Here is a 26,324-nt window from a genome sequence, read left to right as displayed (position 1 = left end):
TAAATAAGACATAAATTGTGAGGAGTGCGAGAGTGCAAAACATATTATTAGGCGTCAATATCGACCATATTGCCACTTTACGCAATGCGCGTGGCACTGACTATCCAAACCCTGTGCATGCTGCTGATGTTGCTGAAAGAGCAGGCGCTGACGGTATTACAGTGCATTTGCGAGAAGATCGCAGGCACATAAAGGATAAAGACGTATTTCTGTTAAAAGAAACAATTAATACTCGTCTGAATTTTGAAATGGCGGTTACTGATGAGATGCTAGCAATTGCCGCGAAAGTACTTCCGGAATTTTGTTGCTTGGTACCAGAGAAACGAGAAGAACTGACAACAGAAGGCGGCTTGGACGTAGCGGGCAACTTGAGTCGCATCAGCGATGCTTGTGCTCAATTAGCGGAACAGCATACTTTAGCTTCCTTGTTTATTGACGCCGATAGACAACAAATTGAGGCAGCAGCAACAGCGAAAGCCCCCTACATTGAAATACATACTGGGCAATATGCAGAAGCGAAGAATGAAGAAGAGGCGCTGCGTGAATTAGCTAAGCTAAAAGAGGGTATCGAGTATGCTCACGGCTTAGGACTGAAGGTTAACGCAGGTCATGGTTTGCATTATCACAATGTAAAACCCATTGCTGCAATTCCTGAACTAATCGAGTTGAATATCGGTCATAGCATTATTGCAAGAGCTGCTTTTGATGGCTTGGATAAGGCTGTAAGAGATATGCGCGCGCTGATGCAAGAAGCCCGTAGTCAAGGCTTTTAGTAAGCGTATTGTCGAGTTTTAAGGAAACCATATGGCGATCATTGGTATTGGCACAGATATAGTCGAAATTGCACGTTTACAAGCAAGTGTCAGTAAGTCGGATTCAATGGCAAAACGCATTCTAACTGCAAACGAGTATGCAGATTATACGGCCTTAAGTGACTTGCCGCGCATTCGACCTCGGCAGCAGGTCGAAATATCGGATAAAGATAGCGTAGAGTTGAGTTCGCAAGCGCGTTTCTTAGCTAAGCGTTTTGCTGCGAAAGAAGCAGCAGTCAAGGCGATTGGTAATGGCATCGGAAATGGCGTTAGTTGGCAACAATTAGAAATTGCGCACCGAGAAACGGGGCAACCCTATCTCAAAGTGAACGGTCATTTGCTGGCGCTTTTCGAGCAACAAGGGGTGAAACATTCGCATATTTCGATATCTGACGAGAAACACTATGCAACCGCCACTGTTGTGCTAGAGAGCTAAGCGATGGCCCAATTTTTCAAAGCAACGCGCAAAAAAGCGGAAACTAAGCCGCAGAAGTTAGTTATCAATGTTGATGTCATGGATCACCATGGAAATGGTATTTGTTTGCAGCACAAACCTATTGTCGTTGTCGCGGGTGGATTTACTGGTGAGCGCTATGAGGTCCTCGTAACGTCACAAAACACCAAAGTCTGGCATGCCAAAATACTCAAAGTCCTTAACGCAAATACGGAAGCGCGAACAACACCGTTTTGTCCATATGTAAATGACTGCGGCGGGTGTTCTCATCAAGACTTTAAAGCTGAGGCTTTACTCAGTGCTAAACAGGAACGCTTAACTACGTACGTCGATAAGAATCTAAGCCAGTTCGGTAGTCAAACTGCACAATGGGAACCAGCCATTCGCTCTGACATTACCAGTACCAGCAATGCTTACCGAAGAAGAGCTCGCTTGGCAATAGATGCGAGAAACCCAAAAAGTATTAAAATCGGCTTTCGTCAGAACCAGTCAAACAACGTTGTTGATATTCCGCAATGTTTGGTGTTATCAAAAGGTTTGCAAGCTTTTTATCCAGCGTTGGTTAGCTGTTTAAAAGGCTTGGATAGTATCGCAGCCGTCGGTCATATCACGCTTACCGAAGGTGCTGACGAGCAGCAAGTATGCCTTCACCTTACCAAGAATTTGAGTCAAGCGTCACTTACTTCTTTAATTGCGTTTGCTGAAGCGCAAAAAGTGAGCGTATTAACTCTGGATAAAGTGCGGGGCTTGTCGTGTCTTTATCCTCATGAAAGCGAGCAGGTTTCAATTAGTATTAGAGATGACGAGCGTGCAGTATTGCAGGTGAAACCTAATGACTTTGTGCAAGTGAATGGCGCTGTAAACAGTCAGATGCTTCAAAAAGCTAGGCAGTGGTTATCGTTAAACAAGAATGAAACTCTGGTAGATTTGTTTTCTGGCACGGGTAACTTCTCTCTTGCACTTGCGCCCGAGTGCAAGCGGGTATTAGGATTTGAAGGCCTCCCTGCTTTGGTGCAGCAAGCGCGAAATAATGCACAACTAAATCACATTGATAATTGTGAATTTGAAGTGGCGGACCTAAGTGAAGACGATGCAATTAAACGTTTAACACTGCCAAAAAACGCGGTATTCATAATCGATCCGTCGCGAGACGGTGCGCATACTGTTATGCAAAATATTGCCAAACTGGCCCCTACAAAAATAGTGTATGTTTCTTGCAACCCCACTAGTTTTGTACGCGACTTACAAGCCTTACCAAAAGGCTATATGATTTCAAAAATGTGTGCTTTGGATATGTTTCCTTTCACCAAGCACATTGAAATGATGGCAATGATTGAGCATGTGGGTACATAAGCAAAATGCCCTTAGGCCAAATTTTTACGAAAAAAGTCATCGACTTACTGTTTTGTGAACTTAGGTGACTTTTAGATTTATATACTTAACTTTGGACTGATTTACTATGGTTTCAATTCGTAGCGTTCATCAAACGAGTCGACCCTCTTTCGAGGAATGGTTGTCGGATTTAGATGTGTCTGAAACCACCAAACAGAAGCTCAATGAGATTTCTGACCGTCCAGAAGAACTGCTTATTGGCCAAGAGATGGTTGAAATTCTTCATGAGCTACACATGGATGATGAAACACTTCAGGCTGCTCTCGTTTTTCCTTTTTGCCAAATCCATGAACTAGATGAAGAAACCGTTAACTCACGTTTTGGTGCCGAAATCGGCAGTTTAATTGCTGGTGTCCGTCGTATGGATGCAATCAAAACCTTGCAATCCAGAAACCGCCAAGATGAAAATCACGTGGATGGACTTCGTCGTATGCTATTGAGCATGGTTGAGGATGTGCGGGCGGTCGTTATTAAAATGGCTGAGCGAATATGTACCTTACACTCTGTGAAAGACGCAGACGAAGAAAGCCGCGTTATTGTTGCTCACGAGTGCGCCAGTATTTATGCGCCGCTTGCTAATAGGCTGGGTATTGGCCAATTGAAGTGGGAGTTAGAAGATCTTTCATTTCGATATTTGCATCCCAATACTTACAAGCGTATTGCCAGTATGTTGGATGAGAAACGTTCAGATAGAGAGCAATACATTGTAGATATAGTTACAAAACTACAAAGTCTACTGGATGCAGAAGGAATCAAGGCTGAGGTGATTGGTCGTCCTAAGCATATATACAGCATCTGGAAGAAGATGCAGAAGAAACAACTCACATTTGAAGAATTGTTCGATATAAGAGCCTTGCGGATCGTAGCGGAACGCTTGCAAGACTGTTACGCCGCTTTGGGGATAGTGCACACCAACTGGAAGCATATTCCAAAAGAATTTGATGATTACATCGCAACCCCGAAACAAAATGGCTACCAAAGTATTCACACCGTGATTGTTGGCCCGCAGGGAAAGTCTATTGAAATCCAACTTCGCACACAGCAGATGCATCAGGACGCTGAGCTAGGTGTAGCTGCACATTGGAAGTATAAAGAAGGCACGAGTGGCAAAACGGCTGGCTCTGAAGAACGTCTTAATTGGTTGCGGAAAATCTTGCAATGGCAAGAGGAGATGGCCGAGTCGGGTAACCTTGTCGAAGAGCTTCGCAGTCAAGTCTTTGATGACCGTGTTTACGTGTTCACCCCAAAAGGGGATGTGATTGATTTACCCCTGGGTTCAACACCTCTGGATTTTGCTTACTATGTGCATAGTAATGTAGGTCACCGGTGTAACGGCGCCAAGGTGAATAAACGCATTGTTCCTTTTACCTATAAACTACAAAGCGGTGATCAAGTCGAGGTCCTCACTGGAAAGCATCCTTCACCGAGTCGAGACTGGATGCATCCCGGTTTAGGGTATGTGCACTCGGCAAGGGCGCGTGCCACTATTCATTCTTACTTTAAAAAGCAAGATAAAGACAAAAACGCAGAAGCAGGGCGGGAGATCCTCGAGAGAGAATTAAACAAAGTTGATTTACCAGTGAAATTAGCGGCAGACGCAACCAACAAATTTAATGCAAACACCGTGGATGATCTTTTTGCATCCATTGGTGTTGGTGACCTTAGGGTGATGACTGTCGTGCATTACTTGGTGCAAAAACATGCGCCACCGCCTCCTGAACCTGAACTTCCAGCGATTAAACAGCGCCGCTCGAAGCCACGCAAAGACGGACAAGCAATTATCGCTGAAGGAGTTGGTAACCTATTAAGTCAACTTGCTAAGTGCTGCCAGCCAGTAGCTGGAGAATCCATCTTAGGCTACATCACCCAAGGGAAGGGTGTTAGTGTACACAAAGAAAACTGCCCGCAATTAGCTAATTTGCTTGAACAGCACCCAGAGAGACAAATTGAAGTTTCATGGTCTATCGAACATCAAACAAGCTTTCAGACTGAAGTAGTAGTGTATTGTCACGACAGAGCCGGTATCTTGAGGGATATTACGACAGTGCTATCGAACGAAAAAGTTGGCCTTCTCGGTGTTAATAGTTTAAGCAATAAAAACCAGAATACTGCAATGATTAAGCTGACACTCGAGGTGAGTGACGCGAGCAGTTTGAGCCGTGTGGCAGACAAACTGAAACAACTTACAGATGTCACAGATGTGAGTCGCAGCTAAGATGGGTTCCAAAACGGCCTTAAGCCAAGCATTTGAAATTCAGGCGAGTTGTTCCACATTGGGTTTCGATTGGGAAACTGTTGCGCCTGTATTTGATAAAGTCTTAGAAGAGTTACGTGAGGTCAATGACGAAATAATGCAAGCTGACGTTGACCCGCATAAAGTTCAAGAAGAGTTAGGTGACCTGCTTTTTGCAGTCGTCAATCTTTGTAGGCATCTCGATGTCACGCCTGAAGAGGCCTTGCATCAAGCGAATCAAAAATTCAATGGGCGTTTTGCCAAAGTGCAAGCGTATGCTGTTAAGCAGGGACGAACCCTCGAAACGATGTCAATGGAAGAAAAAGAAATCCTGTGGCAGAAGGCGAAGCTTGCAGAAAAACAAAATGAGCGTTAATTAGGAATCTCTATGCCAGTAGTTAATATACAAATTACGAAAGGTGCAACAAAAGCACAAAAAGCAGAGTTAGTGAAAGATGTGACTAAATCACTACAACGCGTTTTAGGGAAAAAGCCAGAATATACTCATGTCGTTATTCAAGAGATCGATGACGAAAACTGGGGATTTGCAGGCCAACTCACCGATGAATGGAAGTTATCACGTGGCGAAGGTTATTAACTGACAGTGATAAGTAAGTTTTATTGAGAAAGTACTTCGCTTTTCCGCTAAAGTCTGTATAATTCGCGACCTGCCCACATGCACCCACCTTTGGGAAGGTGGAAGATCGACCGGCTCGAAGGGGCTAACAGGTTGATATAATTGCACTTTAAGCGGATTTTCTGCTTGGTAGTGAACTTAACTGATAATTTCGGGTGACGAATAATGAAAACTTTTGTTGCAAAGCCAGAAAGCGTAGAACGCGACTGGTATGTGGTTGACGCCGCAGACAAAACTTTAGGCCGTTTAGCGGCTGAAATCGCGCTAAGATTGCGCGGCAAGCATAAGCCAGAGTATACACCACACGTAGACACTGGTGACTACATTGTAGTTGTTAATGCTGAAAAAATTACTGTAACTGGAAACAAAGCGAAGAACAAAACGTACTACGCTCACTCTGGTTACCCAGGTGGTCTTAAAGACACTACTTTTGAAAAGCTTATCGCTAAGAAGCCAGAAATGGTTATCGAGAAAGCCGTTAAAGGTATGTTGCCAAAAGGCCCACTAGGTCGTGCTATGTTCCGCAAAATGAAAGTTTTTGTTGGTCCTGAGCACACTCATGCAGCACAACAGCCACAAGTATTGGACATTTAAGGAGCGAGCAAAATGGCAGATACTCAATATTACGGCACAGGCCGTCGCAAAAGCTCAACAGCTCGCGTTTTCTTACGTCCGGGTACAGGTACAATTACTGTAAACCAACGTCCGCTTGACGTATTCTTTGGCCGCGAAACTGCACGTATGATCGTGAAGCAGCCTCTAGAGTTAGTTGAAATGACTGAAAAGTTTGACCTATACATTACCGTTTCTGGCGGTGGTATTAGCGGTCAAGCTGGTGCAATCCGTCACGGTATTACTCGTGCTCTTATGGAGTATGACGAAGCCCTACGTCCAGCGCTACGTAAAGCTGGTTTCGTAACACGTGATGCACGTAAAGTTGAACGTAAGAAAGTGGGTCTACACAAAGCGCGTAAGCGTCCACAGTTCTCAAAACGTTAAATCGTTTCGAAATACGTATTCAAAAAACCCAGCTTCGGCTGGGTTTTTTATTTTTAGCCTACCGCTATTGTTGAAAAAATTTCAGTCGATAAAGAAACAAATATGCAACTTGTAGAGAAATCTTGACTTATAACAAGAAAAACACGCATTTTTTCTCAGTAAATCCTTGTGTTTGTTAAGGGTTTTCTTTTAACATACGCTGTTAATATTAATCGAGTGTTTCTGCTCAAAAATGCTGACTTATTAAGCGCTTTTCTAAAGTACCGCAATGAAGTCTGCATTTTTGAGTTGAAACCTGTCTTTCCAACCCCGGAGAAAAGTTGATGAGCGATGTATCAGTAGATACCAATGAATCACCAACAAATAACGACCAACCTCAAAGTAGCGATCGCCGCAAATTTTTGACTGTAGGTACGTGTGTTGTTGGTGCAGTTGGTGCTGTAGGTGCTGCAGTCCCTTTTGTTGCCTCTTGGCAGCCGAGCGCAAAAGCCAAAGCGGCTGGTGCTGATGTCGAAGTTGATATTAGTGGTATCCAGCCAGGCCAAATGATTCGTGTTAAATGGCGTAGTAAGCCAGTCTGGATTGTACGTAGAACCCCTGAGTTGTTGGCTAGCCTTAGTGCTCACGAAGACCAACTTCGTGATCCAAACTCTGAGGTTGAGCAGCAACCGACATTCGCTCAGAATCAATATCGCTCTTTGAAAGAAGAGTACTTGGTACTAGTGGGGATTTGTACGCATTTAGGATGTTCACCACAGCATCTTATTGATGGTGACTTTGCTCAATACGCTGAAGGCATTGCTGAGGGCTTTTTCTGCCCGTGCCACGGCTCTAAGTTTGATATGGCTGGCAGAGTTTTTTCAGGTGTTCCAGCGCCATCAAACCTAGTCGTTCCTCCTTATCAATACGTCGACGATAATACTATTATCATCGGTTCTGAAGCGGAGGTTGCGTAATGAACGGATTACTTAGTTGGATTGAACAACGTATCCCAATGATGCGCGTTGCAAACATGCACGCAATTCAGTACCCAGCGCCCAAAAATATGAATTTTTGGTACGTTTTCGGCTTTCTTGCAACAATTGTACTTGTTAACCAAATCGTCACTGGTATCTGGTTAACGATGAGTTATGAACCTTCAGCAGAGCGAGCGTTTGCTTCTGTTGAGTACATCATGCGTGAAGTTGAATTTGGAAACGTGATTCGTTACATGCACAGTACGGGTGCATCGGCATTCTTTATCGTTGTATATCTGCATATGTTTAGAGGCATGATGTACGGTTCATATCAAAAGCCACGTGAGTTGCTTTGGATATTTGGTATGTTAATTTACCTCGCGTTGATGGCTGAAGCTTTCATGGGCTACGTTTTGCCATGGGGTCAAATGTCTTACTGGGGAGCGCAGGTTATTGTCTCTCTATTTGGTGCGATTCCGGTTATCGGTCCTGATTTAGTTATCTGGATACAAGGTGACTACGTTATCTCGGGGGCTACGCTTAACCGATTCTTTGCGTTACACGTTATTGCTTTGCCACTGATTATCGTTATCTTGGTATTTCTGCATATCATCGCTCTACACGAAGTTGGTTCAAACAACCCGGACGGCGTGAATATTAAGCATAAGAAAGGCTCATTGCCAAAAGATAAGCTTACATCTTATAAGATCCATGAGTATTACACAGACAAGTACGATATTGTCGATGACGTAGTGCCGTTCTTCCCGCATATCGTTTTGAAAGACTTAGTAGCGTTCAGTGTGTTCTTATTTGGCTTCTGCTACATCATGTTCTTTATGCCTGAGATGGGAGGATATTTCTTAGAAAAACCGAACTTTGAAATAGCCAACCCTTACAAAACGCCAGAGCATATTTTCCCTGTTTGGTATTTCACACCTTTCTATGCAATTCTGAAAGCTGTTCCAGATAAGTTATTTGGTGTATTGACGATGTTTGCTGCTATCGCTGTTCTGTTTGCGTTGCCTTGGGTTGACCGTGGTAAGGTGAGATCATGGCGCTACAGATGTGGCCTTCACAGAGTGAACTTGCTGGTATTCGCTGCTGTGTTCGTTTTCCTTGGTTATCTTGGTGGTACGCCACAGGAAAACTGGAAGATTGTTGCATCACAAATTGCTACCATCATGTATTTCGGATTCTTTGTCCTATTGTTTATTTATTCAGGCAAAGAAAAAACCAAGCCAGTACCTGAGAGGATTACACTATGAAGAAGTGGTTAACTACACTACTACTTTTGCCAACACTCGCTTTTGCTGCTGGTTCAAATATCCCACTGGATGAAGCTGGTATTGACCTTAAAGACAAAGAGTCATTGCAGCGCGGTGCGCAGACCTTTATGAACTATTGTTTAGGTTGTCACCAGATGCAATATCAGCGATATCAGAGAACTTTCGAAGATATCGGTGTACCGCTAGAGATTGGAGAGCAGTACTTGCAGTTTACAGGTGAAAAGGTGAGTGATTACATTACATCAAATATGCCTTATGAATCTGCAGCTACATGGTTTGGTGCTCCGCCTCCGGATCTGACTTTGGTCAACAGAGTAAGAGGCTCGGATTGGTTATATACCTATATGCGCACTTTCTATGTTGATGCAAGTCGCCCATTTGGTGTGAACAACCTTACTTTCCCTAACGTGGGCATGCCTCATGTATTGGAAGGTTTGCAAGGAACACCAAGACTTGCTACCGAAATGAGAATGATCGACGGTGAAATGACTGAAGTTGATGTAGGCTTGCGTACCGATGGAAATGGCAAGCTTACAAGCGACGAGTATGACCAGACAATTCGCGACTTGGTTAACTTCCTGGCTTATACCGGTGAGCCGTCAAGATTGCAGTCTGAGAAAATTGGTAAAGGTGTCCTCATCTTTATCCTTATCTTCTTTGTGTTCGCATACTTGCTGAAGAAAGATTATTGGAAAGACGTTAAAAAATAAGGTCTTACCCCAATATTTTTATAAAAGGGGCAATGCGCCCCTTTTAGTGTTTTTAATTGTTACTATTATTTTGCAATTCTCATTGTCCTGAGAATTCGGAGGTTTTAATGGCTGTAGCCACAAACAAGCGTTCAATCATGACGTTGTTTTCTGACAATATCGATATTTATAGTCATCAGGTGCGCATCGTTCTTGCTGAAAAAGGTGTTGGCGTTGAAATTAGTTTTATCGATCCAAGCCAGTTAAGCGAAGATTTACTTGAGTTGAACCCATACGGCACAGTACCTACGCTAGTTGACCGTGAGTTAGTGTTATATAAATCTCATATCATTATGGAATATTTGGATGAGCGTTTCCCACACCCACCTTTAATGCCTGTATATCCTGTGTCACGCGGTGAAAGCCGTCTAATGATGCACAGAATCGAGCATGACTGGTACGTGTTGGCTGCGAAAATCTTCCGCAACGAACCTGGCGCAGAAGAGGCACGTACTGAATTACGTGAGTCTTTATTGGCCCTCGCACCAATCTTTGCTGAAAAGCCTTACTTTATGAGTGACGAATTCAGCTTAGTTGATTGTTATTTAGCACCTTTATTATGGCGTTTACCAGCCTTGAATATCACACTTAGTGGTGCTGGTAGTCGTGATGTTGTTGCGTACATGAATCGCATTTTTGAGCGCGCTTCATTCAAAGCATCACTAACAGACCAAGAACGTGAGATCCACAACCCACTGTAAAGTGGATTGTGCATCGTACTAGAGGTATTCAGTGGATAATATGACCAGCAACCAGCCTTATTTACTTAAGGCTTTTTACGATTGGATAGTGGATAACGGTTTAACACCCTATATTGTTGTTGATGCAATATTACCGGGTGTGGAAGTGCCACAGCAATTTGTAAAAGAGGGTCAGATTGTACTGAATATCTCTCCTAGTGCCTGTGTTAATTTACACATCGAACTAGACGCTATCTCCTTTCAGGCACGCTTTTCTGGTCAGCCTATGCAAGTTTATGTCCCTAGTATTGCTGTTTCAGCTATCTACGCCAGAGAAAATGGTGCGGGAACGGTATTTACACGCAGTGAAGAAGAGCTTTTAGCTTATGAACAGGCCTTATCTTCAGAGCAGCCTTTGCAAAGTGTTGAATCGAAAAAAGAGGAAACTAGTGAGCCCGTCGAGAGTCAGGGCAAAACAGATAAGAAATCTAACAGACCTAGTTTAAAAGTGGTTAAGTAAGCTACTCAACCAGCTCCATTACCCGAATTACCTTCGTAACACCATTAACATTTCTTGCAGCTTCGACGGCCGCAGCGGCCTCAGGTTTGGTCAACAAACCCATAATAAACACCTCACTATCCTCAACGACTAAATCAAGCTTAAACAAAGGAATGCTTTCGTCAGAAATCATAATGGTTTTTAACTTAGAGGAAAGCCAAACGTCATTCATGGTAGATGTCGCTGGAATCGGCTGTCCTAAACGAACTTGATTGTGGACTTTTACTACGTTATTTGTCGCTACGGCTGCTTGTTCAACTCTTCGAATCATCTCTTGAGTGGGGGCTTGACCGGTTAGTAAGACTTGACCGTTGTAGACATCAACGCTGATTGCGGCTTCATCTTTCACTAAGGGGATATCATTGATAGCACTTCTTACCCGGCTCTGTGTTGTCTTATCATCTATTTGTGTACCAACGGTCCTTCTGTCTGTTGCAGAGGCCGTGGCAGCGGTACCTACCGTTCCTACGGCAACCAATGCACAGCCTGATTGTAATACCGAAGCAAACAATACCAAAAAGGCTAACTGTCTTCCTTTACTCAACATACAGTATTCAGTTCCTATTCTGCGTCACTCACGGGAAAGAGTGCGTTATCAATTGATTCACATAAATTGTGAATGACTAAAAGATGAACTTCTTGGATCCTCGCTGTTCGAGATGAAGGTACGCGGATCTCAACATCGTTCTCGCTCAAGAAGCCAGCCATTTCTCCACCGTCTTTTCCAGTCAATGCAACGATTGTCATATCTCTTGCAAGAGCAGCTTCCATTGCGTTGATAACATTACGACTGTTACCACTAGTCGATATCGCTAGTAGGATATCGCCAGGCTGACCCAGAGCCTTGATTTGCTTCGAGAACACTTCGTCGTAGCTGTAGTCATTTGCTATAGACGTAATGGTCGAGCTATCAGTCGTTAAGGCCATGGCCGGTAGAGAAGGACGGTCTCGCTCGTATCTGTTCAATAGCTCTGATGAAAAGTGTTGCGCATCGCCAGCTGAACCACCGTTGCCGCAACTTAATATTTTATTGCCTCGAATAAGAGCTTGAACCATCATAGTCGCTGCTTTTTCAATAGGAACGGGAAGCTCCTCTGCAGCAGCAATTTTCGTTTGGATACTTTCTGTGAAGCTCTTCTTTATATTCTCAAGCATGAATTCGCCTTATTAATTGCGTTTTATAACAAACGCTTGTTTTACACATTTTTAAGCCAGTTTACCTGTTCATCGTCTATTGCTACAACATCTATTCGGAAATTTGTATGAAACGGGTTGCAGTTCTTTTGTAACAAATAATAATTTATCGCTTTCTCTAATTTTCGGCGCTTCCGCACAGTGAATTGCTCTGCTGCCGCTCCATAACTATTACTTTTGCGGTATTTCACCTCAACAAAAACAAGCTGTTTCTTATCTTGCATAATCAGGTCTATCTCTCCGACCTTGCAAGTAAAGTTTTGTTCCATGAAACGAAGTGATTGTTCACACAAAAAGCGCTTGGCTATTTGTTCTGCATCAAAACCGCTTAGACTCGCTGTAAACTGGTTAGAGAGCATTTGTTTGTGTGATCTCTTCTTCGGCGATCAGGGCACTGGGTAACTGTCGCACAACCTCTCGGTCTGCGTTCACTGACAACTTACCAGACATACCGGATAGTTCGGTGTGACTGAAAAACGCAAGTTGCTGCATTTGTTCAGAGAACTGAAACGCATCAAAGCCAAAGGCAAACAAGCGCAGAAAAGTACTGGGTGGATTGTTCCATATACTATCGACTTCCTTTGCTAAGGCTTGTCGACGCTGTTCTGGCATCAAAAATGGCATATCGACGAATACTAAGTTGCGTAAGTCTCGAATACTGTTTTTGTTGAGTTGATGCTGGTAGCTATATGAGGTAGCGAATACGGGAAGCGTATCTTCGGTAAATAAACTAATACTCGCTTCTATAATGGGATTTAATAACTCTACTTCTTGGGGTTGAGCAAAGACTACGAACGCATCCACGTCACGTCTGTTGCGAGTCACGCTGTGCACGACCTCTGAACTAAGCCTCGACATTTGACTGATGCGCTGTTGGCTTTGCAACACATCCAAGGCATCAGTAATACCAATCCGTAAACTCTTATTGTCGGTGAAGGTAACTATCTTTGGTAATCTGGTAGCGGCAAATGGGTCGTCGGTGCCCACACTATTTAACGCTAACCATTGTTGATTGAACGCGTCTATCATGCGACGACTGATGGACGAGTCATTTGATATCAAAATTGGCGTTTCTACTTGCTTGCTATGCATAAGATTAGCTAGTTGAATGGCTTCATCTTCTGGCGCTAGGGCAAAATACACCTTGGCTACGCCAGTTTCTTCAATCTCACCTCGGTCTTGGTTGTTTGTTCGGTTTAGGTAGACAAACATCGACTCAGGTAAGCGTAAATCCTTGATCATATTGACATGATCTCTTAGTAATGGACCAATAATTACGTCGTATTGACCTAGTGATTCTGCGTTTATTTCATCACTTTTAAAACGTGTACTGTCAGAGCCGGTATCGATGAACGTTAGCTGTGGTATAGGCGCACCCGGATTGTTTTGTTGAATGTCTTGTAAGCGGTAGAAAAACGCAGACATTATGCCTTGCTTAATTGCATCACCTTGCGCTTGAACCCGACCGCTGAGTGGCAGAAGCACAGCAATTTTTTCTACTTTTGTAATGTTTTGTTCCATATAACGTTGAATATCAACCGGTAACTCAACAGACAATGGATGGCTTGGATGACGCTCCTGCCAAAATGCAATAGCCTGTTGACGACTGACGTCATTTAAGGCCTCATCTTCAATAATGTTAGCTAGGGAATAATACGCTTGCATCAGACCATTTTGATTCGCTAATGTTTGTTTGTTTTGCTTTGATGACTTCAAAAACCATTCCCATAAATTATGCTCTGGTGCATTATTTAGAGGTGAGTCAGCATTGAGTTGCTGTGCTAACACGCTTGATGCCAAGTCCCAGCGCTGATGCAAGGCTGCAACATGCGCGATTAGAACTTCTTTACGATTAGTGAAAGCCGGCTCATTAATGGTTGAAAGCCATGAGATCATTGTATCGATTGGCGTTTTCAGGAGTTCAACCGAATTGCCTGAGGCATAATGTTCAATTAAGGAGCACTCTGCTTTTAATAAGGTTGCATATTGTTTTTGAAAAGGCTTGGTTAGAAAGGGTTCTATGTTTGCAACAATAATATCACTGCGCACACATTGCTCTCCAGTTTGAAAGTCCTGAGCTGCCTCAAGTAGCAGCTGATTTCTCTGGTTAATATCACCGTTACGTTGCCATTGTTCTTCAGCACGTTGTAAAGACAATTCAGCATTGCTCAGTACGAGCTCTTTACTCGGCTTTTCGACTTTTGTGATCGGCGCAGTGACTACTTTCTCAACTTTGGTTGCACAACTGCTAAGAATAAATACAAAGAGAATGATACTGGCTAACTTAAGTTGGTTCAAAATGTGTCTCGATTTGTCCATATGTGCTTAGTTTACTCAAGGCGAAACAAATATCTATCTTCTTTCGCATATTCTGATCGAAAGTCGGTGTAGAATATGCGATAAATAGCTCAATATAGAATGAAATTAATGCAAAATAACCCAGCCGGAAGGCTTTTCATTGTACCCACTCCAATAGGTAATTTAGCTGACATTAGCAGTCGTGCGATAGAGGTACTGAGCTCTGTTGATATCATTGCGGCCGAGGATACTCGGCACTCTTCTCGTTTACTATCTCACTGCGAAATTCCAACGAAGACGATATCTCTGCATGACCACAACGAAGCCGCTCGTTCGAAACAATTAGTAGAACTATTACAAAAAGGAAGTGATGTTGCTCTCATTTCAGATGCGGGCACCCCCCTGATTAGCGATCCCGGGTATGTGTTTGTGCGTGATTGTCGAGAGTTTGGAATAAAGGTGATTTCCTTGCCTGGTCCGTGCGCGTTAACCACAGCTCTCAGTGCATCTGGCTTGCCAACTGACAAATTTATGTTCCATGGTTTTTTACCTGTAAAGCAAGCAGCAAAAGCAAAGGCTTTAGAGGCGCTTAATAATAGTGGGTACACAACTGTCTTTTATGAAGCGCCGAGGCGAATTAGAGACACCGTCATGGCATGCGCTGCGAATTTGCAAACAGATCATGAAATCGTTTTGGCGAAAGAACTAAGCAAGGCCTTTGAAACATATATCCAAGGCAGCGCAGAGCATGTCTTAGCGTGGTTGGAGCAAGACCCCAATCATCAAAAAGGAGAGTTTGTACTGATGATTTATTGCCCTAACAATCTCCAGACTGGCGAGATATCGCAGGGCGCTTTGGATCTGCTCAAGTTAGTTTCAGCAGAATTACCTTTGAAAAAAGCGGCTGCAATTGCTGCTGAACACTATGGCCTTAAAAAGAACGCATTGTACGAAGCAGGTTTGAAGTTAAAAAGTGATAAGGATTAGCTGTTAGGTTCCCGCCTTCGCGGGAATGACTGTAGTTTTCGCGGGAATGATGGCGCGCGTTTCGTCATCACCGCGAAGGCGGTGATCCCTAGTCCCCTTCACGGGAATGATGGCGCGCGTTTCGTCATCACCGCGCGTTTCGTCATCACCGCGAAGGCGGTGACCCCTAGTCACTATCCACTTTTTAACTTACTGCTTTTTACAGTGAGAAGTATGTAGTTAAGACCGTGTCTATCAAATCTTGCATTTTTTGTCCGGCTTCGCTCATTAGCTCTTCGCTTGCGCCATCGACGGCGACCTGAGCAGCAATCACAAATGCAATACTTTCATTTTCAGGACGGACAGAAGAAGATTCGCCTACTAAGGCAGTCATTGGCAAACAAACATAGGCTAACAATACATTCTCGGTTGTTCCTCTCGTTTCACTTGGCCCCCAACCGATTTTATTAAAAACGCGCCATAAGCCATTGGTTTGACTATCTAGCACTGATTTGTATTTTTGTCTTCGTTGCTTGGTATCCACTGTATCGAGTGTCGCGTGTGGTTCACTTCGCCTTAAAAGTTGCTTTGCGATTGCATCCTGTAGCATCGTAGATATCCCGACAGACATACCGCCTAATTGTGAGGAACCTGTTGAATTACCGGCACCATAGAATAAGGTCTTAATATCTCTCTCATCAAGGAATGGATGGCGTGTCTTGGCGTCAGTTTGATGCATGGCTAAGCGTTTCAGCCACTCGGCTTGTGCTAGCGTAGTCATCGGTTTGTTACCAGTCGTACCGCAGGTTTCACAACGATAGGGGCGATACGCCTTATCTTTACTAGCATCATTGTTAAAATCTAAAGGGGTTTGTGAAGTACCGTCTATGGCTGACCAAATTTTAGATTGAGGCTCGAAGCTACTTGCTCCGTAGGAACCTCGAAAAAAGATATGCGGCGTACTTAGTCTTAACCACTTCTCATAAAATAGGGCAGTTAAGTATTCACGAGTTGCAACATTGGCAAAGAAGGTAGCAATAGCATTGCTGTCTCCATTGGCGTCACCGAACGCTTCATAACTGTTGATGCTGGTGATTAAATCAGCAATATTGGTGTATCCAATTTTCCCTTGGGCCGACACGATCGAATTGTTTTGCTCTTTCAATGCAGCAATTGCGCCCGTAAAGGCGAATATTTTTGAAGAGCTCCAAGGTTCATATAGTGTCGCTTGGGTGTTTGCATTTGACATGTAATGATAAACAGCTTCGCCATTATTCTGTTTAATATCAATCACTAATACTTTACCCACTGACTTATCCAGCATTGGAAAAGCGTTCCAATCATGGCTAACTCTTTCCTCCCAACGCGCATTACTGTAATCGACTTTCTTACTTGTTTGGTACGTACCTGTATAGTCCTTTCGCAAGTTATTAGGGTCGGCGCATAAATTGTTATGCCCTTTGTCGTCAGGAAGGTATGGAGCAGTATTCATTACCTCATGATAAAACGAAGTTGAGGCGAAGATTTCGGGTTCACTTTGTGGCGCTGAACATGCGCTTTATACACTCTCAAAAAGGTCTTCAACTCGTTGGCGAAGGTCTTCAATTTGCGTAATATCGGCTGGCGCGATGAAAATTGTATCGTCGCCAGCAATGGTACCGAGTACGCCGTCGGTATGACTCAATGAATCAAGTAAACGAGCAATAAGTTGCGCTGCTCCAGGGCTCGTTCGAATGATGACCATCACATTGTTGTGCACGATGTCTAAAACGAGTTGCTTTAAAGGGCTTTTTGCCGTTGGCATACCTAGTTCAGGCGGCAGGCAGTAGACCATATCACCCCGAGCATTACGGGTTCTCACCGCACCGAATTTGCTGAGCATACGAGAGACTTTGGATTGACTGATATTATCGAAACCATGTTCCTTCAGGGCTGTAACAATTTCGCCTTGTGAGCCATAGCTCTCGGTTTTAAGCAACTCTTTGAATGCTTTGATTAAGGCGTCTTGTTTACTTGTCGACATGTGTATTCTTTTCCTAACTGAATTTTAGGGTATTCTGCAACAGCACTCTGGTTTTCGCAAACGAATGAAATAAAAATGTGTGACAAAAGTGTTAACTAGGTAAATTGTTTGTAATCGTAAACTAAAATAATCTATATAAGACCATCCGGTGATTGAGATTTGCACGGTTATGGCTTATGGTGTCGCCCGTATAATTAAATGCTAAATTAACAGGAGATTCTTATGAAGGTAGCTGTTCTAGGCGCCGCTGGTGGTATTGGTCAAGCCCTATCGTTATTACTAAAAACTCAATTACCGGCAGGTTCTGAACTTGCTTTGTATGACGTTGCGCCGGTTGTCCCAGGTGTAGCTGTTGATTTAAGCCATATCCCTACCGATGTTGCAGTGACGGGTCATGGAAAAGATGACTTAGCTGATGCACTGACTGGTTGTGACATTGCTCTAATTCCGGCGGGTGTACCAAGAAAGCCTGGTATGGATCGCTCTGATTTGTTCAACATTAACGCAGGTATCGTTAAGAACCTTATCGAAGCTGTAGCGGACAACTGTCCAAAAGCATGTGTTGGTGTGATTACTAACCCGGTTAATACCACTGTTGCGATTGCTGCAGAGACCTTGAAAGCCAAAGGTGTATACGACAAGAATAAGTTATTCGGTGTCACTACCTTGGATGTTATCCGCGCGGAAACGTTCGTTGCAAATCTTAAAGGTTTGAAGACGACTGATGTTCACGTACCTGTTATCGGTGGCCACTCGGGCACAACTATCCTTCCATTGTTATCACAGGTTGAAGGCGTAAGCTTCAGTGATGAAGAAGTTGCTAGCTTGACTACTCGCATTCAAAACGCAGGTACTGAAGTTGTTGAAGCTAAAGCTGGCGGCGGTTCTGCAACTTTATCTATGGGTCAAGCAGCAGCACGTTTCTGCTTGTCACTCGTTGCAGCAATGAAGGGTGAAGCGGTTGTTGAATATACTTACGTTCAAGTTGACGACTCTGAAGATGCAGCCTTCTTTGCACATCCAGTACGTTTAGGTCCAAACGGCGTTGAAGAAATTTTACCGTACGGTGATTTAAGCGACTTCGAAGAAAATGCTAAGAATGCTATGTTAGAAGGCCTTCGCGGTGATATTAAATTAGGCGTAGAGTTCGTTACTGCTTAATTTAAGTAAATATAAAAGAAAAGCCAGCATATGCTGGCTTTTTTTATGTCTATCGAATAGAGCTTAGCGACTAACCCGTATTCCTTAGGCCGATTGCAATACCTGTAATGGTAACCATCATTGCCATTTCGAGTGTCGCAATATCGTTATCACTATATTCAGATGAGCCTTCTTTGCGAATTCGGTCAAGCAGCTCAATCTGTAAATAATGCAGAGGTTCTAAATAACCACCTCGAATGTCCATCGACAAGCGTCCATGTGGGTCATCCTCCATCATATCTGTGTGATCGAGTATGCGTAAAATTGAATCAATGCTCTGTTTCAATTCTGCACGCAACCCTTCACCGAAATGCTTCAGGTTGTCTGGGACAAGTCTGGCGTCATATGCTGCGCTAATATGCGGCTCTGCCTTCTTGAATACCATATCCAGCATAGATAAACGTGAGTTAAAGAATGGCCAATTGTCGATCATGTCTTTGACAACATCATCATTGCCATCATTCTTCACTGCTTCTACCGCTTTCATCACACCTAACCAAGATGGCAACACCATGCGTGTTTGCGCCCATGCGAAAATCCATGGTATCGCGCGTAAACTTTCGATACCGCCTTGTGGGTTGCGTTTCGCTGGTCGACTGCCTAAAGGCAATTTACCAAGCTCTTGTTCAGGTGTCGCTACGCGAAAGTAGGGAACAAATTCTGGATCGCTTCTGACGACGCCACGGTAATTATCGCGACCAAGAGCAGCCATCTTTATAATCGTTTCACGCCAAGTTTCTTTTGGCGCAGGTGGCGGAGAGAGCATCGCTTCAACAACGGCGGCAGCATATATTGATAGGCTACGTTTAGCCAATTGTGGCATGCCGAACTTATAGCGAATTGTTTCACCCTGTTCTGTGACTCTAAACCCGCCTGTTAAAGACCCTGGAGGTTGAGAGTGGATCGCTGCTTTGGCAGGCAAGCCACCACGGCCGATTGTGCCGCCTCTGCCATGGAACAAAGTCAGTGTCACGTCTTTCTCTTCTGACAGTTGGACCAGCGCTTCTTGTGATTCATATTGTGCCCAACCTGCGGCCAGTGAGCCAGCATCTTTGGCAGAATCTGAGTAGCCGATCATCACGTACTGACGACCCGAGATATAACCTCTGTACCAGTCAATATCGAGTAGGCTTCGCATGACTTTGGGTGAGTTATTTAAATCATCCAATGTTTCAAACAATGGCGCGACGGGCATTGGCCATGTAACGCCACACTCTTTGAGCAATAGCTGTACGGCAAGTACATCAGATGCTTCGCTTGCCATTGATATGATATAAATGCCAAAGCCTTCTTTACTGTGTCTTGCAATTACGCGACAGGTGTCGAGGACTTCTTGAACATCGTCACTTGGCGTCCATGAATGAGGGATCAAAGGACGTTTAGAGCTAAGCTCTCGTAGTAAAAATGCTTGTTTGTCTTCTTCGCTCCATTGGCCATAATCACCAATGCCCAAATATCTTGTGAGTTCACTAAATACATCGGCATGGCGCTCAGAGTCTTGTCTAATATCTAATTTCAACAAGTTAACACCAAAGCTATGGACGCGTCGGATCGTGTCCTTCAGTGCACCTTCAGCAATGACTTGCATGCCACAATCGTGCAAGGAGTCATAGCAGGCCATGAGAGGGTGTAGTAATTCATCATTACTTGCAACCCATTCCTCCACCGGAATTTGGCCATCGCGAGTCAACTCAAGCTTATTTCTAACCGCTTTCAATGCGGCGCGATAGGGTTCTTTCGCATCACCAACTAACTCTCTTAATTGTTCATTGCAGTCGTTCATCGACAGCTCGATATAAAGGTTGTCGAGGTCGAGAGAAAACAATTTCGCGGCTCTTCGACGAGCTCTGCGCAAGACTTCTTCTGTGACCGTTGATGTCACGAATGGATTACCATCACGGTCACCACCCATCCAAGAACTGAATTGTACTGTTTTGGCATCTAAGGGGAGGGAAATATCAAATTGTGATTGTAAGTATTCGTCCAATTCACGCAAAAACTCGGGCACAGCTTCCCATAATGACGTCTCTATCACTGAAAAACCCCAGCGCGCTTCATCTACTGGTGTTGGTCTTACCGAGCGAATTTCCTCAGTATGCCAAGCTTGACTGATGAGTCCTGCAATACGGGTTTTCACACGCTTTTCATTGTGTTCTGTAATGTTTGTTGTGTGTAACTCTTGTAGTTGTGAGGCTAATTGACGATGTTTGTGAATCAGTGTTCTACGCGTAACTTCCGTTGGGTGTGCAGTTAATACTAAATCTATATTTAAGTTTTTGACGGCGGCAAGCACCTTTTCGCGGTCAGCACCTAATGATTTAATTTTCTCCAAAGAAACGGCAAGAGACTCATCACGCTGATTAGCGCTATTAAACTCTTGTTCGGCAATATTGGCTAAATTAAGGAATTGTGCAAAAGCCCGTCCGATAGTAAGCAGGGAGCGGTTATCTAAACTTGCGAATAAGTCTGTCAGTCTTTGAGTACTTTCGGTTTCACCTGCATAAGAATCCCTGCCATCTTGTCTGATTTGCTCGATTTTTTGCAACCATTCACTGCCTAACTCGGCTTCAATCGTTTCACCTAATGTTGCACCTAAATAACGTACAGTATCTTTCAATTGTGCGTTGAGCGAATCATTCATATTTAACATTTTCCTCATGTTTTTTGTCTAATAACAAGATATACATCATTCAGCCTAAAGTCTAATTTCTTCGTCGCTATCATATGCCTTGTGGGTCTTGAAGCGCTTATATTCGTCTCGTTCACGAATTTTAATGCTTTGTTGAATGTGCTACCCTGTGCGCGAACAAATTAACTTATTCAATTTAATAAATTTTGGAGACCCTGTGTCAGATAAGTATTCAACAGTAGAGTTACAAGCAAGTTACGGTATCGGTTATCAAATGGGCGAGCAATTAGCTGGCAATCCTTTCGATGGAATGGACGTTGATACAGTTATCGCTGGTTTAACTGACGGTTTTAACCGTGCTCAGCCACAAGTTGATAATAACGACTTACGTGCCGCCTTCACTGAAATTCATGAGCGCATGCAGGCAGCTAAGCAAGAGCAGTTTGCTGGTGCAGTAGAAGAAGGCGCTAAGTTTCTAGAAGAAAATAGTAAGCGCGAAGAAGTTGTAACGACTGAATCTGGTTTACAGTACGAAATTTTGACTGCAGGTAATGGTGACATTCCTACTGCTGCATCAACAGTGCGCGTGCATTACCACGGGACTTTGATTAGCGGTGACGTGTTTGATAGTTCATATGACCGCGGTCAGCCTGCTGAATTCCCAGTGGGTGGCGTAATCAAAGGTTGGACTGAAGCACTTCAAATCATGCCTGTAGGCTCTAAATGGCGTGTATATGTGCCACATGACCTAGCTTACGGTGAACAAGGTGCTGGTGGTGCAATTGGTCCATACAGTACATTAGTGTTTGATGTAGAGTTATTAGATATCATTGGCTAGTTAGCTGATTGACGAAAAGCCGTTTTTGCGAGAGATTGCAGGAACGGCTTTTTTTATGACTAAAAATTAGCTACTCTTTTTAGCTTGATTCATGCATAGAATAAAGGACTACTTATGCAAAAACTCACCTTAGCCGCGTTTTACCTCGTTAGCATTGTTGCTGCATTCTTAATTGGTGAACGATCCGCGAGTACCCACATCATCACCACAACCATTACCGAAGAACGTGAGGAGGCTAATTCTGACTCCTTGGCCAATGGTGATACTGAGAATACTGCAAATGACAAATTTTCTAAAAAAGTAACAAGCCTTTCTGATGGCTCTGTGGCGAGCGATGAGGTCACGGTGAGAGAAGCTCAGTATAAAAAACGTGAGGAAGAGAGGAAGTTACAGGAAAAAGTGGCGCGACTTGAGGACCTTTATAAAACGTTGAATAACTCGTACACTCAAGCGTTAAGTCAGCTTGACAATGCCAACCGTGCACTGACAGAGGCGGGTATTGATATCCCTGATGCAATCACACTAGAAGAAGTTCAAAAGTATGTGCCAGCCCCCTTTGACCAACAAATTGCGAACTCACCGAACTTTGTCACCGATCATTTTAAAAAGCTGCATGAAGCCGAGGATGATTTAGGCTGGGGCATCGAGATGCAAACACGTATTAGTGACTTCATTGTAACTCACGAATATGGTTCATATTTGCAGCTAGAATCGGTAATTTGTCGTGAGGGAACCTGTGAAGTGCGAGCTTTCCCTGATAATCTATTGCAATGGCGTGAGGGGATTCTCAGTGACATGGCAATGCAGTCTTGGTGGGACTTCAATTCGTCTAGTTCAATATCGGGTAACTTCAAAGATGAAGCAGAAAACGCTGAAGACCGCTCATGGTTCTATTTAATCGTGAGTGGCGCAAAGGTGAATTGAGTACCATTTGACGCCACACAGGTCGTGATACTAGTTTCTCTTATTGCCTTTTTGATAACCAAACCATCCCGCAGTGGCGGAAGAACTTGTCAAAAATATCCCCCAACACCAATCAGTTAACATGATTTTTAAAGTGAAACCTTCGATGATGCTGTAGTTAGTTAAGTTGTATGCGCCATAACTTGCAAGACCGAGCAGAGCACCATCAATAGTGGAATAAAACCAAGGCTTCTCCCGGTTCGGCACTGTGGTCAAAACAAAGGTTACCGCGCCGTACATAAGGTAAAACACGAGCCAAGGCCATGTAATAAAATTATCACGTAGCAGGCTTTTCATTTCAGTCTGATACAGCTCAACTGATAGCCAGCCCAGCCAAATTGCATCAAGAATGCCAAAAGTGATCAGTATAAACAAGCTTGCAAGCAAGATGCTTCCGGCTTGTTGTTTTATTTTTTCTAGCATGTGGTCTCCCGCTGATTGTTATGTTGAGCAACTAATACACCAGCATATACTAAGTCATTATCAGTAGCGAAGTAACATCGCGCATTCACTGCTACCAGTCTATTGCTCAACATCATTAGTAACATTTTTAGAGTAGGAATAATAACTATTCTCTGACGTATTTCCTTATAAAATGTTTGCATTGAATCTAATGTGGTGAGCTTTTTGATATATGAAATGCAATATAAAATGGCTTTTAACTTGATTTCTCCCCCCTAAATCGTCAATAATATAGTTAGACATCTAATTAATAGAGTTAAATTTAAAAAGTATGTATTTATCGATCAGGAATTCAGTAACGAAACAGCAAGGCAACAGCGCTCAGATCGCTGATGGCTTCGCGAGCTCTGAATTCCTTAGTGAACGAACCAATCTAATGCCACAAAACCTATCAATTCTTAAGAGTCCCATTAGCACTCAGGGCCCACCCAGCGGCCTGTAAATCCTCTACTTGCTTTATGCTTTCTCAACGAGTGTATCGATTGACTCAATGCTGCCATCAGCAAAAAGAAACAAGAAGCAAACGAAACTAATTCTTAGCATTTTAAAATTAAATTCATCAGCGCAACTTAGCGTTGCATAACTGTATAAAAACTTTGGAGACAAAAATGAGCGTAGCAAACTGGAAACGGATAGTGATAAAGGTGGGAAGTGCCTTAATCGCACCGAATCAGAATGGTTGCAGCAGTCACTATTTACTTGGTATTGCGCAATTCATCGTAAAATGCCGAACAATGGGGATTGAAGTTGTTTTAGTTTCTTCTGGCTCAGTCGCGGCTGGCTCGCATTTATTCGAGCAGGAAGGCGAAATAAACATGGCTACGAAGAAAGCGATGGCAGCGGCGGGGCAATCTGAAATGATGGCGACGTGGGATCGATTGTTCGACTTTCCGACCGCACAGATTCTCGTAACACATGGCGACCTGCGCGACAGAGAGCGTTATGTGAGTATTAAGGAGACGATTTTCAGTCTTTTAGATAACGGTATTTTGCCAATTTTGAACGAGAACGATACCGTTACCACTGATAAATTGAAGGTAGGCGATAACGATAATTTATCCGCCATGATTTCTACTGCAGCTGACGCGGATACCCTTATCATCTGTTCTGACGTTGATGGCTTGTACGACAGTAATCCCCACGAGAATCCTGAGGCGAAGTTACTATCAGTAGTCAATGATATTAACCCCCAAATTTATGCGATGGCAGGCGGAGCAACCAGTGCAGTGGGTACAGGTGGTATGAAAACCAAAATTCAAGCTGCTGAAAAAGCGGTAGCACACGGCATAGATACGTACATTATTAACGGATTTACTGAGCAGTCGTTTAATTCCTTAATGTCTGGCAACAACCCAGGCACGCATTTCTCACCAGATAAGCAGCCGATGCAAGAGCATCTGCACTGGATGACACATACATCCACAGCGCAAGGTGAGGTAGTCGTCGATAACGCTTTCACCGCTGAACTAGATGATGATAGTGAGCAGCTTACTAGCGAAGAAATTGTCGCAGTAAATGGTGATTTTGCAGTAGGAGACACGATCTTAGTGCGTAAAGACGATGGCACAAAACTCGCAAAAGCGAAATCGAACTACAGTAGTTGTTTGCTTAGCTTTATTGCTGACCAAGACGACAAAGCCTTCGCCAGCAAGCTTCAAAACACGACTGGCCCAATAATTTCAGATAATAACATTGCCCTACTGGAGGAATAATGAGTTTAATTAAAACCCTTTCTAAAAATGCAGCAGAAGCTGCACGAGTCCTCTCAGTAATAGATGAAGCGGATAAGAATGCAGTCCTGTTTGATATGGCGGTGAGCCTGCGTGAGCACACCAATCAAATCATCACTGCTAACTTGGAAGATTTGCAATTGGCAAATGAAAATGGCTTGTCGAATGCCATGATCGACCGCCTCACTCTGAATCAGGAAAGAATCGAAGCAATGGCTGAAGGTCTTGAGACCGTGGCAACCTTGCCTGATCCAGTAGGGGTCGAGCGTGAAATCGGTACACGCCCAAATGGCCTGAAAATCAAAAAAATGCGAGTGCCACTGGGCGTTGTGTGTATGATTTATGAAGCACGCCCGAATGTAACTGCGGATGCGGCAGGCCTGTGCTTTAAGTCAGGGAATGCGGCGATATTACGCGGTGGTAAAGAAGCTTTAGCAAGCAGTAAATTTATCGCAAACTTGCTGCAAGACGTGTTGGAAAAGCATGGTTTACCCAGAGAGTTAATTTCAGTTGTTCCCAATCCAGATAGACAGCTTATGCAAGAGTTGATGGAACAAAAAGACTACATCGATGTGATCATCCCGCGCGGTGGCGAAGGTCTGATTAATTACGTGACTGAGAACAGTAAAGTACCCGTCATCCAGCATTTTAAAGGTGTTTGTCACCTATATATTGATAAAGATGCAGATCTTGAAACCGCGATTAATTTGCTAGTGAATGGTAAAACGCAACGAACAGGTGTGTGTAACGCTATCGAAGGTTTGCTTGTTCACGAGGAAATTGCTGAAGACTTCTTGGCATTGGCAGGACCAATCTTAGAAGAGCATTCTGTGAAAGTGAACGCGTGTGAAGCGTCATCAAAATACTTTGATAATGCAACGACGATTACAGAAGAGCAGTTTGGTGAAGAATACTTAGACTTGGAAATTGCTGTGAGAATAGTACCAAGTGTTGAAGGCGCAATGCAGCATATCGCTCGCTTTGGTAGTAACCATACTGAAGTTATCTGCACCAAAGATGAATTGGTGGCGAAGAGATTCCAGCGCTCGGTTGATGCCTCAGTTGTGATGGTAAACGCATCTTCACGATTCTCTGATGGCAGTCAACTTGGTTTAGGTGCAGAAATCGGCATTGCAACAACCAAATTACACGCTTATGGACCGATGGGATTAGAGTCCTTAACGACAGAAAAATATCTCGTTGATGGAAATGGCCAAATAAGAGCCTAATTTCACTTAACTTTACCCAACAAAACGCCAAGCTA

The 26,324-nt window shown here is 43.6% G+C and carries 27 protein-coding genes; 19 read left to right on the top strand and 8 right to left on the bottom strand.

From position 1 onward, the window contains the following. Positions 1-32: 32 nt before the first annotated feature. From pdxJ to RM556_RS15420, 13 genes are all read left to right on the top strand, one after another. Positions 33-773 carry a pyridoxine 5'-phosphate synthase gene (gene pdxJ / locus RM556_RS15480; RefSeq protein ID WP_311363083.1) on the top strand — a complete coding sequence of 247 codons (741 nt, stop codon included), beginning with the start codon at positions 33-35 and terminating at the stop codon, positions 771-773. A 31-nt stretch (positions 774-804) separates the two neighbouring features. Beyond that, positions 805-1,248, top strand: a complete 444-nt coding sequence (gene acpS / locus RM556_RS15475) for a holo-ACP synthase (RefSeq protein WP_311363082.1) — start codon at positions 805-807, stop codon at positions 1,246-1,248. A 3-nt stretch (positions 1,249-1,251) separates the two neighbouring features. Then, complete coding sequence (rlmD, locus tag RM556_RS15470) at positions 1,252-2,619, top strand: 23S rRNA (uracil(1939)-C(5))-methyltransferase RlmD (RefSeq protein WP_311375023.1); 1,368 nt, start codon at positions 1,252-1,254, stop codon at positions 2,617-2,619. 106 nt (positions 2,620-2,725) lie between these two features. Beyond that, positions 2,726-4,873: a GTP diphosphokinase gene (gene relA / locus RM556_RS15465; RefSeq protein WP_311375022.1), complete on the top strand. Its 2,148-nt coding sequence runs from the start codon at positions 2,726-2,728 to the stop codon at positions 4,871-4,873. Position 4,874: 1 nt separating this feature from the next. Then, on the top strand, positions 4,875-5,267 hold the full coding sequence (locus RM556_RS15460) for a MazG nucleotide pyrophosphohydrolase domain-containing protein (protein WP_311363079.1): 393 nt from the start codon (positions 4,875-4,877) through the stop codon (positions 5,265-5,267). Positions 5,268-5,279: 12 nt separating this feature from the next. Then, entirely contained in the window at positions 5,280-5,489 is a 210-nt protein-coding gene (locus RM556_RS15455; protein WP_311363078.1) for a 4-oxalocrotonate tautomerase family protein, read from the top strand. A 204-nt stretch (positions 5,490-5,693) separates the two neighbouring features. Further along, positions 5,694-6,122 carry a 50S ribosomal protein L13 gene (gene rplM / locus RM556_RS15450; RefSeq protein WP_311363077.1) on the top strand — a complete coding sequence of 143 codons (429 nt, stop codon included), beginning with the start codon at positions 5,694-5,696 and terminating at the stop codon, positions 6,120-6,122. Between the two features lie 12 nt (positions 6,123-6,134). Further along, positions 6,135-6,527 carry a 30S ribosomal protein S9 gene (gene rpsI, locus RM556_RS15445; RefSeq protein WP_311363076.1) on the top strand — a complete coding sequence of 131 codons (393 nt, stop codon included), beginning with the start codon at positions 6,135-6,137 and terminating at the stop codon, positions 6,525-6,527. A gap of 323 nt (positions 6,528-6,850) precedes the next feature. Next, a complete protein-coding gene (petA, locus tag RM556_RS15440) occupies positions 6,851-7,483 on the top strand; it encodes a ubiquinol-cytochrome c reductase iron-sulfur subunit (RefSeq protein WP_311363075.1) in 633 nt (210 codons plus the stop codon). Beyond that, positions 7,483-8,748: a cytochrome bc complex cytochrome b subunit gene (locus RM556_RS15435; protein ID WP_311375021.1), complete on the top strand. Its 1,266-nt coding sequence runs from the start codon at positions 7,483-7,485 to the stop codon at positions 8,746-8,748. The genes petA and RM556_RS15435 overlap by 1 nt, the downstream gene beginning before the upstream one ends. Beyond that, on the top strand, positions 8,745-9,479 hold the full coding sequence (locus RM556_RS15430) for a cytochrome c1 (RefSeq protein ID WP_311363073.1): 735 nt from the start codon (positions 8,745-8,747) through the stop codon (positions 9,477-9,479). Before RM556_RS15435 ends, RM556_RS15430 begins: the two co-directional genes overlap by 4 nt. A 107-nt stretch (positions 9,480-9,586) precedes the next feature. After that, positions 9,587-10,219, top strand: coding sequence for a stringent starvation protein SspA (gene sspA / locus RM556_RS15425; protein ID WP_311363072.1), 633 nt, complete (start codon positions 9,587-9,589; stop codon positions 10,217-10,219). A 31-nt stretch (positions 10,220-10,250) separates the two neighbouring features. Further along, positions 10,251-10,718, top strand: coding sequence for a ClpXP protease specificity-enhancing factor (locus RM556_RS15420; RefSeq protein ID WP_311375020.1), 468 nt, complete (start codon positions 10,251-10,253; stop codon positions 10,716-10,718). A gap of 1 nt (position 10,719) precedes the next feature. Here RM556_RS15420 and RM556_RS15415 read toward each other — a convergent pair whose 3' ends face one another. The 4 genes from RM556_RS15415 to RM556_RS15400 are packed head-to-tail and all read right to left on the bottom strand — an operon-like array spanning position 10,720 to position 14,249. Beyond that, positions 10,720-11,304 carry a BON domain-containing protein gene (locus RM556_RS15415; protein WP_311363070.1) on the bottom strand — a complete coding sequence of 195 codons (585 nt, stop codon included), beginning with the start codon at positions 11,302-11,304 and terminating at the stop codon, positions 10,720-10,722. 14 nt (positions 11,305-11,318) lie between these two features. Further along, a complete protein-coding gene (locus tag RM556_RS15410; RefSeq protein WP_311363069.1) occupies positions 11,319-11,912 on the bottom strand; it encodes a phosphoheptose isomerase in 594 nt (197 codons plus the stop codon). 41 nt (positions 11,913-11,953) lie between these two features. Beyond that, positions 11,954-12,310: a YraN family protein gene (locus RM556_RS15405; protein ID WP_311363068.1), complete on the bottom strand. Its 357-nt coding sequence runs from the start codon at positions 12,308-12,310 to the stop codon at positions 11,954-11,956. Next, positions 12,300-14,249 carry a penicillin-binding protein activator gene (locus RM556_RS15400; RefSeq protein WP_311375019.1) on the bottom strand — a complete coding sequence of 650 codons (1,950 nt, stop codon included), beginning with the start codon at positions 14,247-14,249 and terminating at the stop codon, positions 12,300-12,302. The genes RM556_RS15405 and RM556_RS15400 overlap by 11 nt, the downstream gene beginning before the upstream one ends. A 129-nt stretch (positions 14,250-14,378) precedes the next feature. On the opposite strand from RM556_RS15400, the gene rsmI reads away from it, so the two are divergent. Next, positions 14,379-15,236 carry a 16S rRNA (cytidine(1402)-2'-O)-methyltransferase gene (rsmI, locus tag RM556_RS15395; RefSeq protein ID WP_311375018.1) on the top strand — a complete coding sequence of 286 codons (858 nt, stop codon included), beginning with the start codon at positions 14,379-14,381 and terminating at the stop codon, positions 15,234-15,236. A 199-nt stretch (positions 15,237-15,435) separates the two neighbouring features. On the opposite strand, the gene RM556_RS15390 is transcribed toward rsmI, so the two are convergent. Together RM556_RS15390 and argR are read right to left on the bottom strand one after the other, a co-directional pair. Continuing rightward, positions 15,436-16,707: a hypothetical protein gene (locus RM556_RS15390; RefSeq protein ID WP_311375017.1), complete on the bottom strand. Its 1,272-nt coding sequence runs from the start codon at positions 16,705-16,707 to the stop codon at positions 15,436-15,438. A 66-nt stretch (positions 16,708-16,773) separates the two neighbouring features. Further along, positions 16,774-17,238, bottom strand: a complete 465-nt coding sequence (gene argR, locus RM556_RS15385; RefSeq protein ID WP_311363064.1) for a transcriptional regulator ArgR — start codon at positions 17,236-17,238, stop codon at positions 16,774-16,776. A gap of 222 nt (positions 17,239-17,460) precedes the next feature. Here argR and mdh point away from each other — a divergent pair, with 222 nt between their 5' ends. Next, on the top strand, positions 17,461-18,399 hold the full coding sequence (gene mdh, locus RM556_RS15380) for a malate dehydrogenase (protein ID WP_311375016.1): 939 nt from the start codon (positions 17,461-17,463) through the stop codon (positions 18,397-18,399). Between the two features lie 70 nt (positions 18,400-18,469). Here the strand turns inward: mdh and ppc are convergent, their stop codons facing one another. Then, on the bottom strand, positions 18,470-21,079 hold the full coding sequence (gene ppc / locus RM556_RS15375) for a phosphoenolpyruvate carboxylase (protein WP_311375015.1): 2,610 nt from the start codon (positions 21,077-21,079) through the stop codon (positions 18,470-18,472). A gap of 205 nt (positions 21,080-21,284) precedes the next feature. Here ppc and RM556_RS15370 point away from each other — a divergent pair, with 205 nt between their 5' ends. Then, positions 21,285-21,905 (top strand): FKBP-type peptidyl-prolyl cis-trans isomerase, encoded by a 621-nt coding sequence (locus RM556_RS15370; protein ID WP_311362935.1) that lies wholly within the window; start codon positions 21,285-21,287, stop codon positions 21,903-21,905. 114 nt (positions 21,906-22,019) lie between these two features. Continuing rightward, positions 22,020-22,829 carry a hypothetical protein gene (locus tag RM556_RS15365; protein ID WP_311375014.1) on the top strand — a complete coding sequence of 270 codons (810 nt, stop codon included), beginning with the start codon at positions 22,020-22,022 and terminating at the stop codon, positions 22,827-22,829. Between the two features lie 30 nt (positions 22,830-22,859). Here the strand turns inward: RM556_RS15365 and RM556_RS15360 are convergent, their stop codons facing one another. Next, entirely contained in the window at positions 22,860-23,291 is a 432-nt protein-coding gene (locus RM556_RS15360) for a DUF2177 family protein (RefSeq protein WP_311362937.1), read from the bottom strand. 647 nt (positions 23,292-23,938) lie between these two features. Between RM556_RS15360 and proB the strand changes: the two genes are divergently transcribed. Together proB and RM556_RS15350 are read left to right on the top strand one after the other, a co-directional pair. After that, on the top strand, positions 23,939-25,042 hold the full coding sequence (proB, locus tag RM556_RS15355; RefSeq protein WP_311362938.1) for a glutamate 5-kinase: 1,104 nt from the start codon (positions 23,939-23,941) through the stop codon (positions 25,040-25,042). Further along, positions 25,042-26,289 carry a glutamate-5-semialdehyde dehydrogenase gene (locus tag RM556_RS15350; RefSeq protein ID WP_311362939.1) on the top strand — a complete coding sequence of 416 codons (1,248 nt, stop codon included), beginning with the start codon at positions 25,042-25,044 and terminating at the stop codon, positions 26,287-26,289. The genes proB and RM556_RS15350 overlap by 1 nt, the downstream gene beginning before the upstream one ends. Positions 26,290-26,324 lie beyond the last annotated feature (35 nt).

The organism is Alteromonas sp. W364, from assembly GCF_031846205.1.
GTDB lineage: Bacteria > Pseudomonadota > Gammaproteobacteria > Enterobacterales > Alteromonadaceae > Glaciecola > Glaciecola blandensis.
Note: the sequence above shows the minus strand (reverse complement) of the source record. Positions and strands in the feature narration are given on the sequence as shown.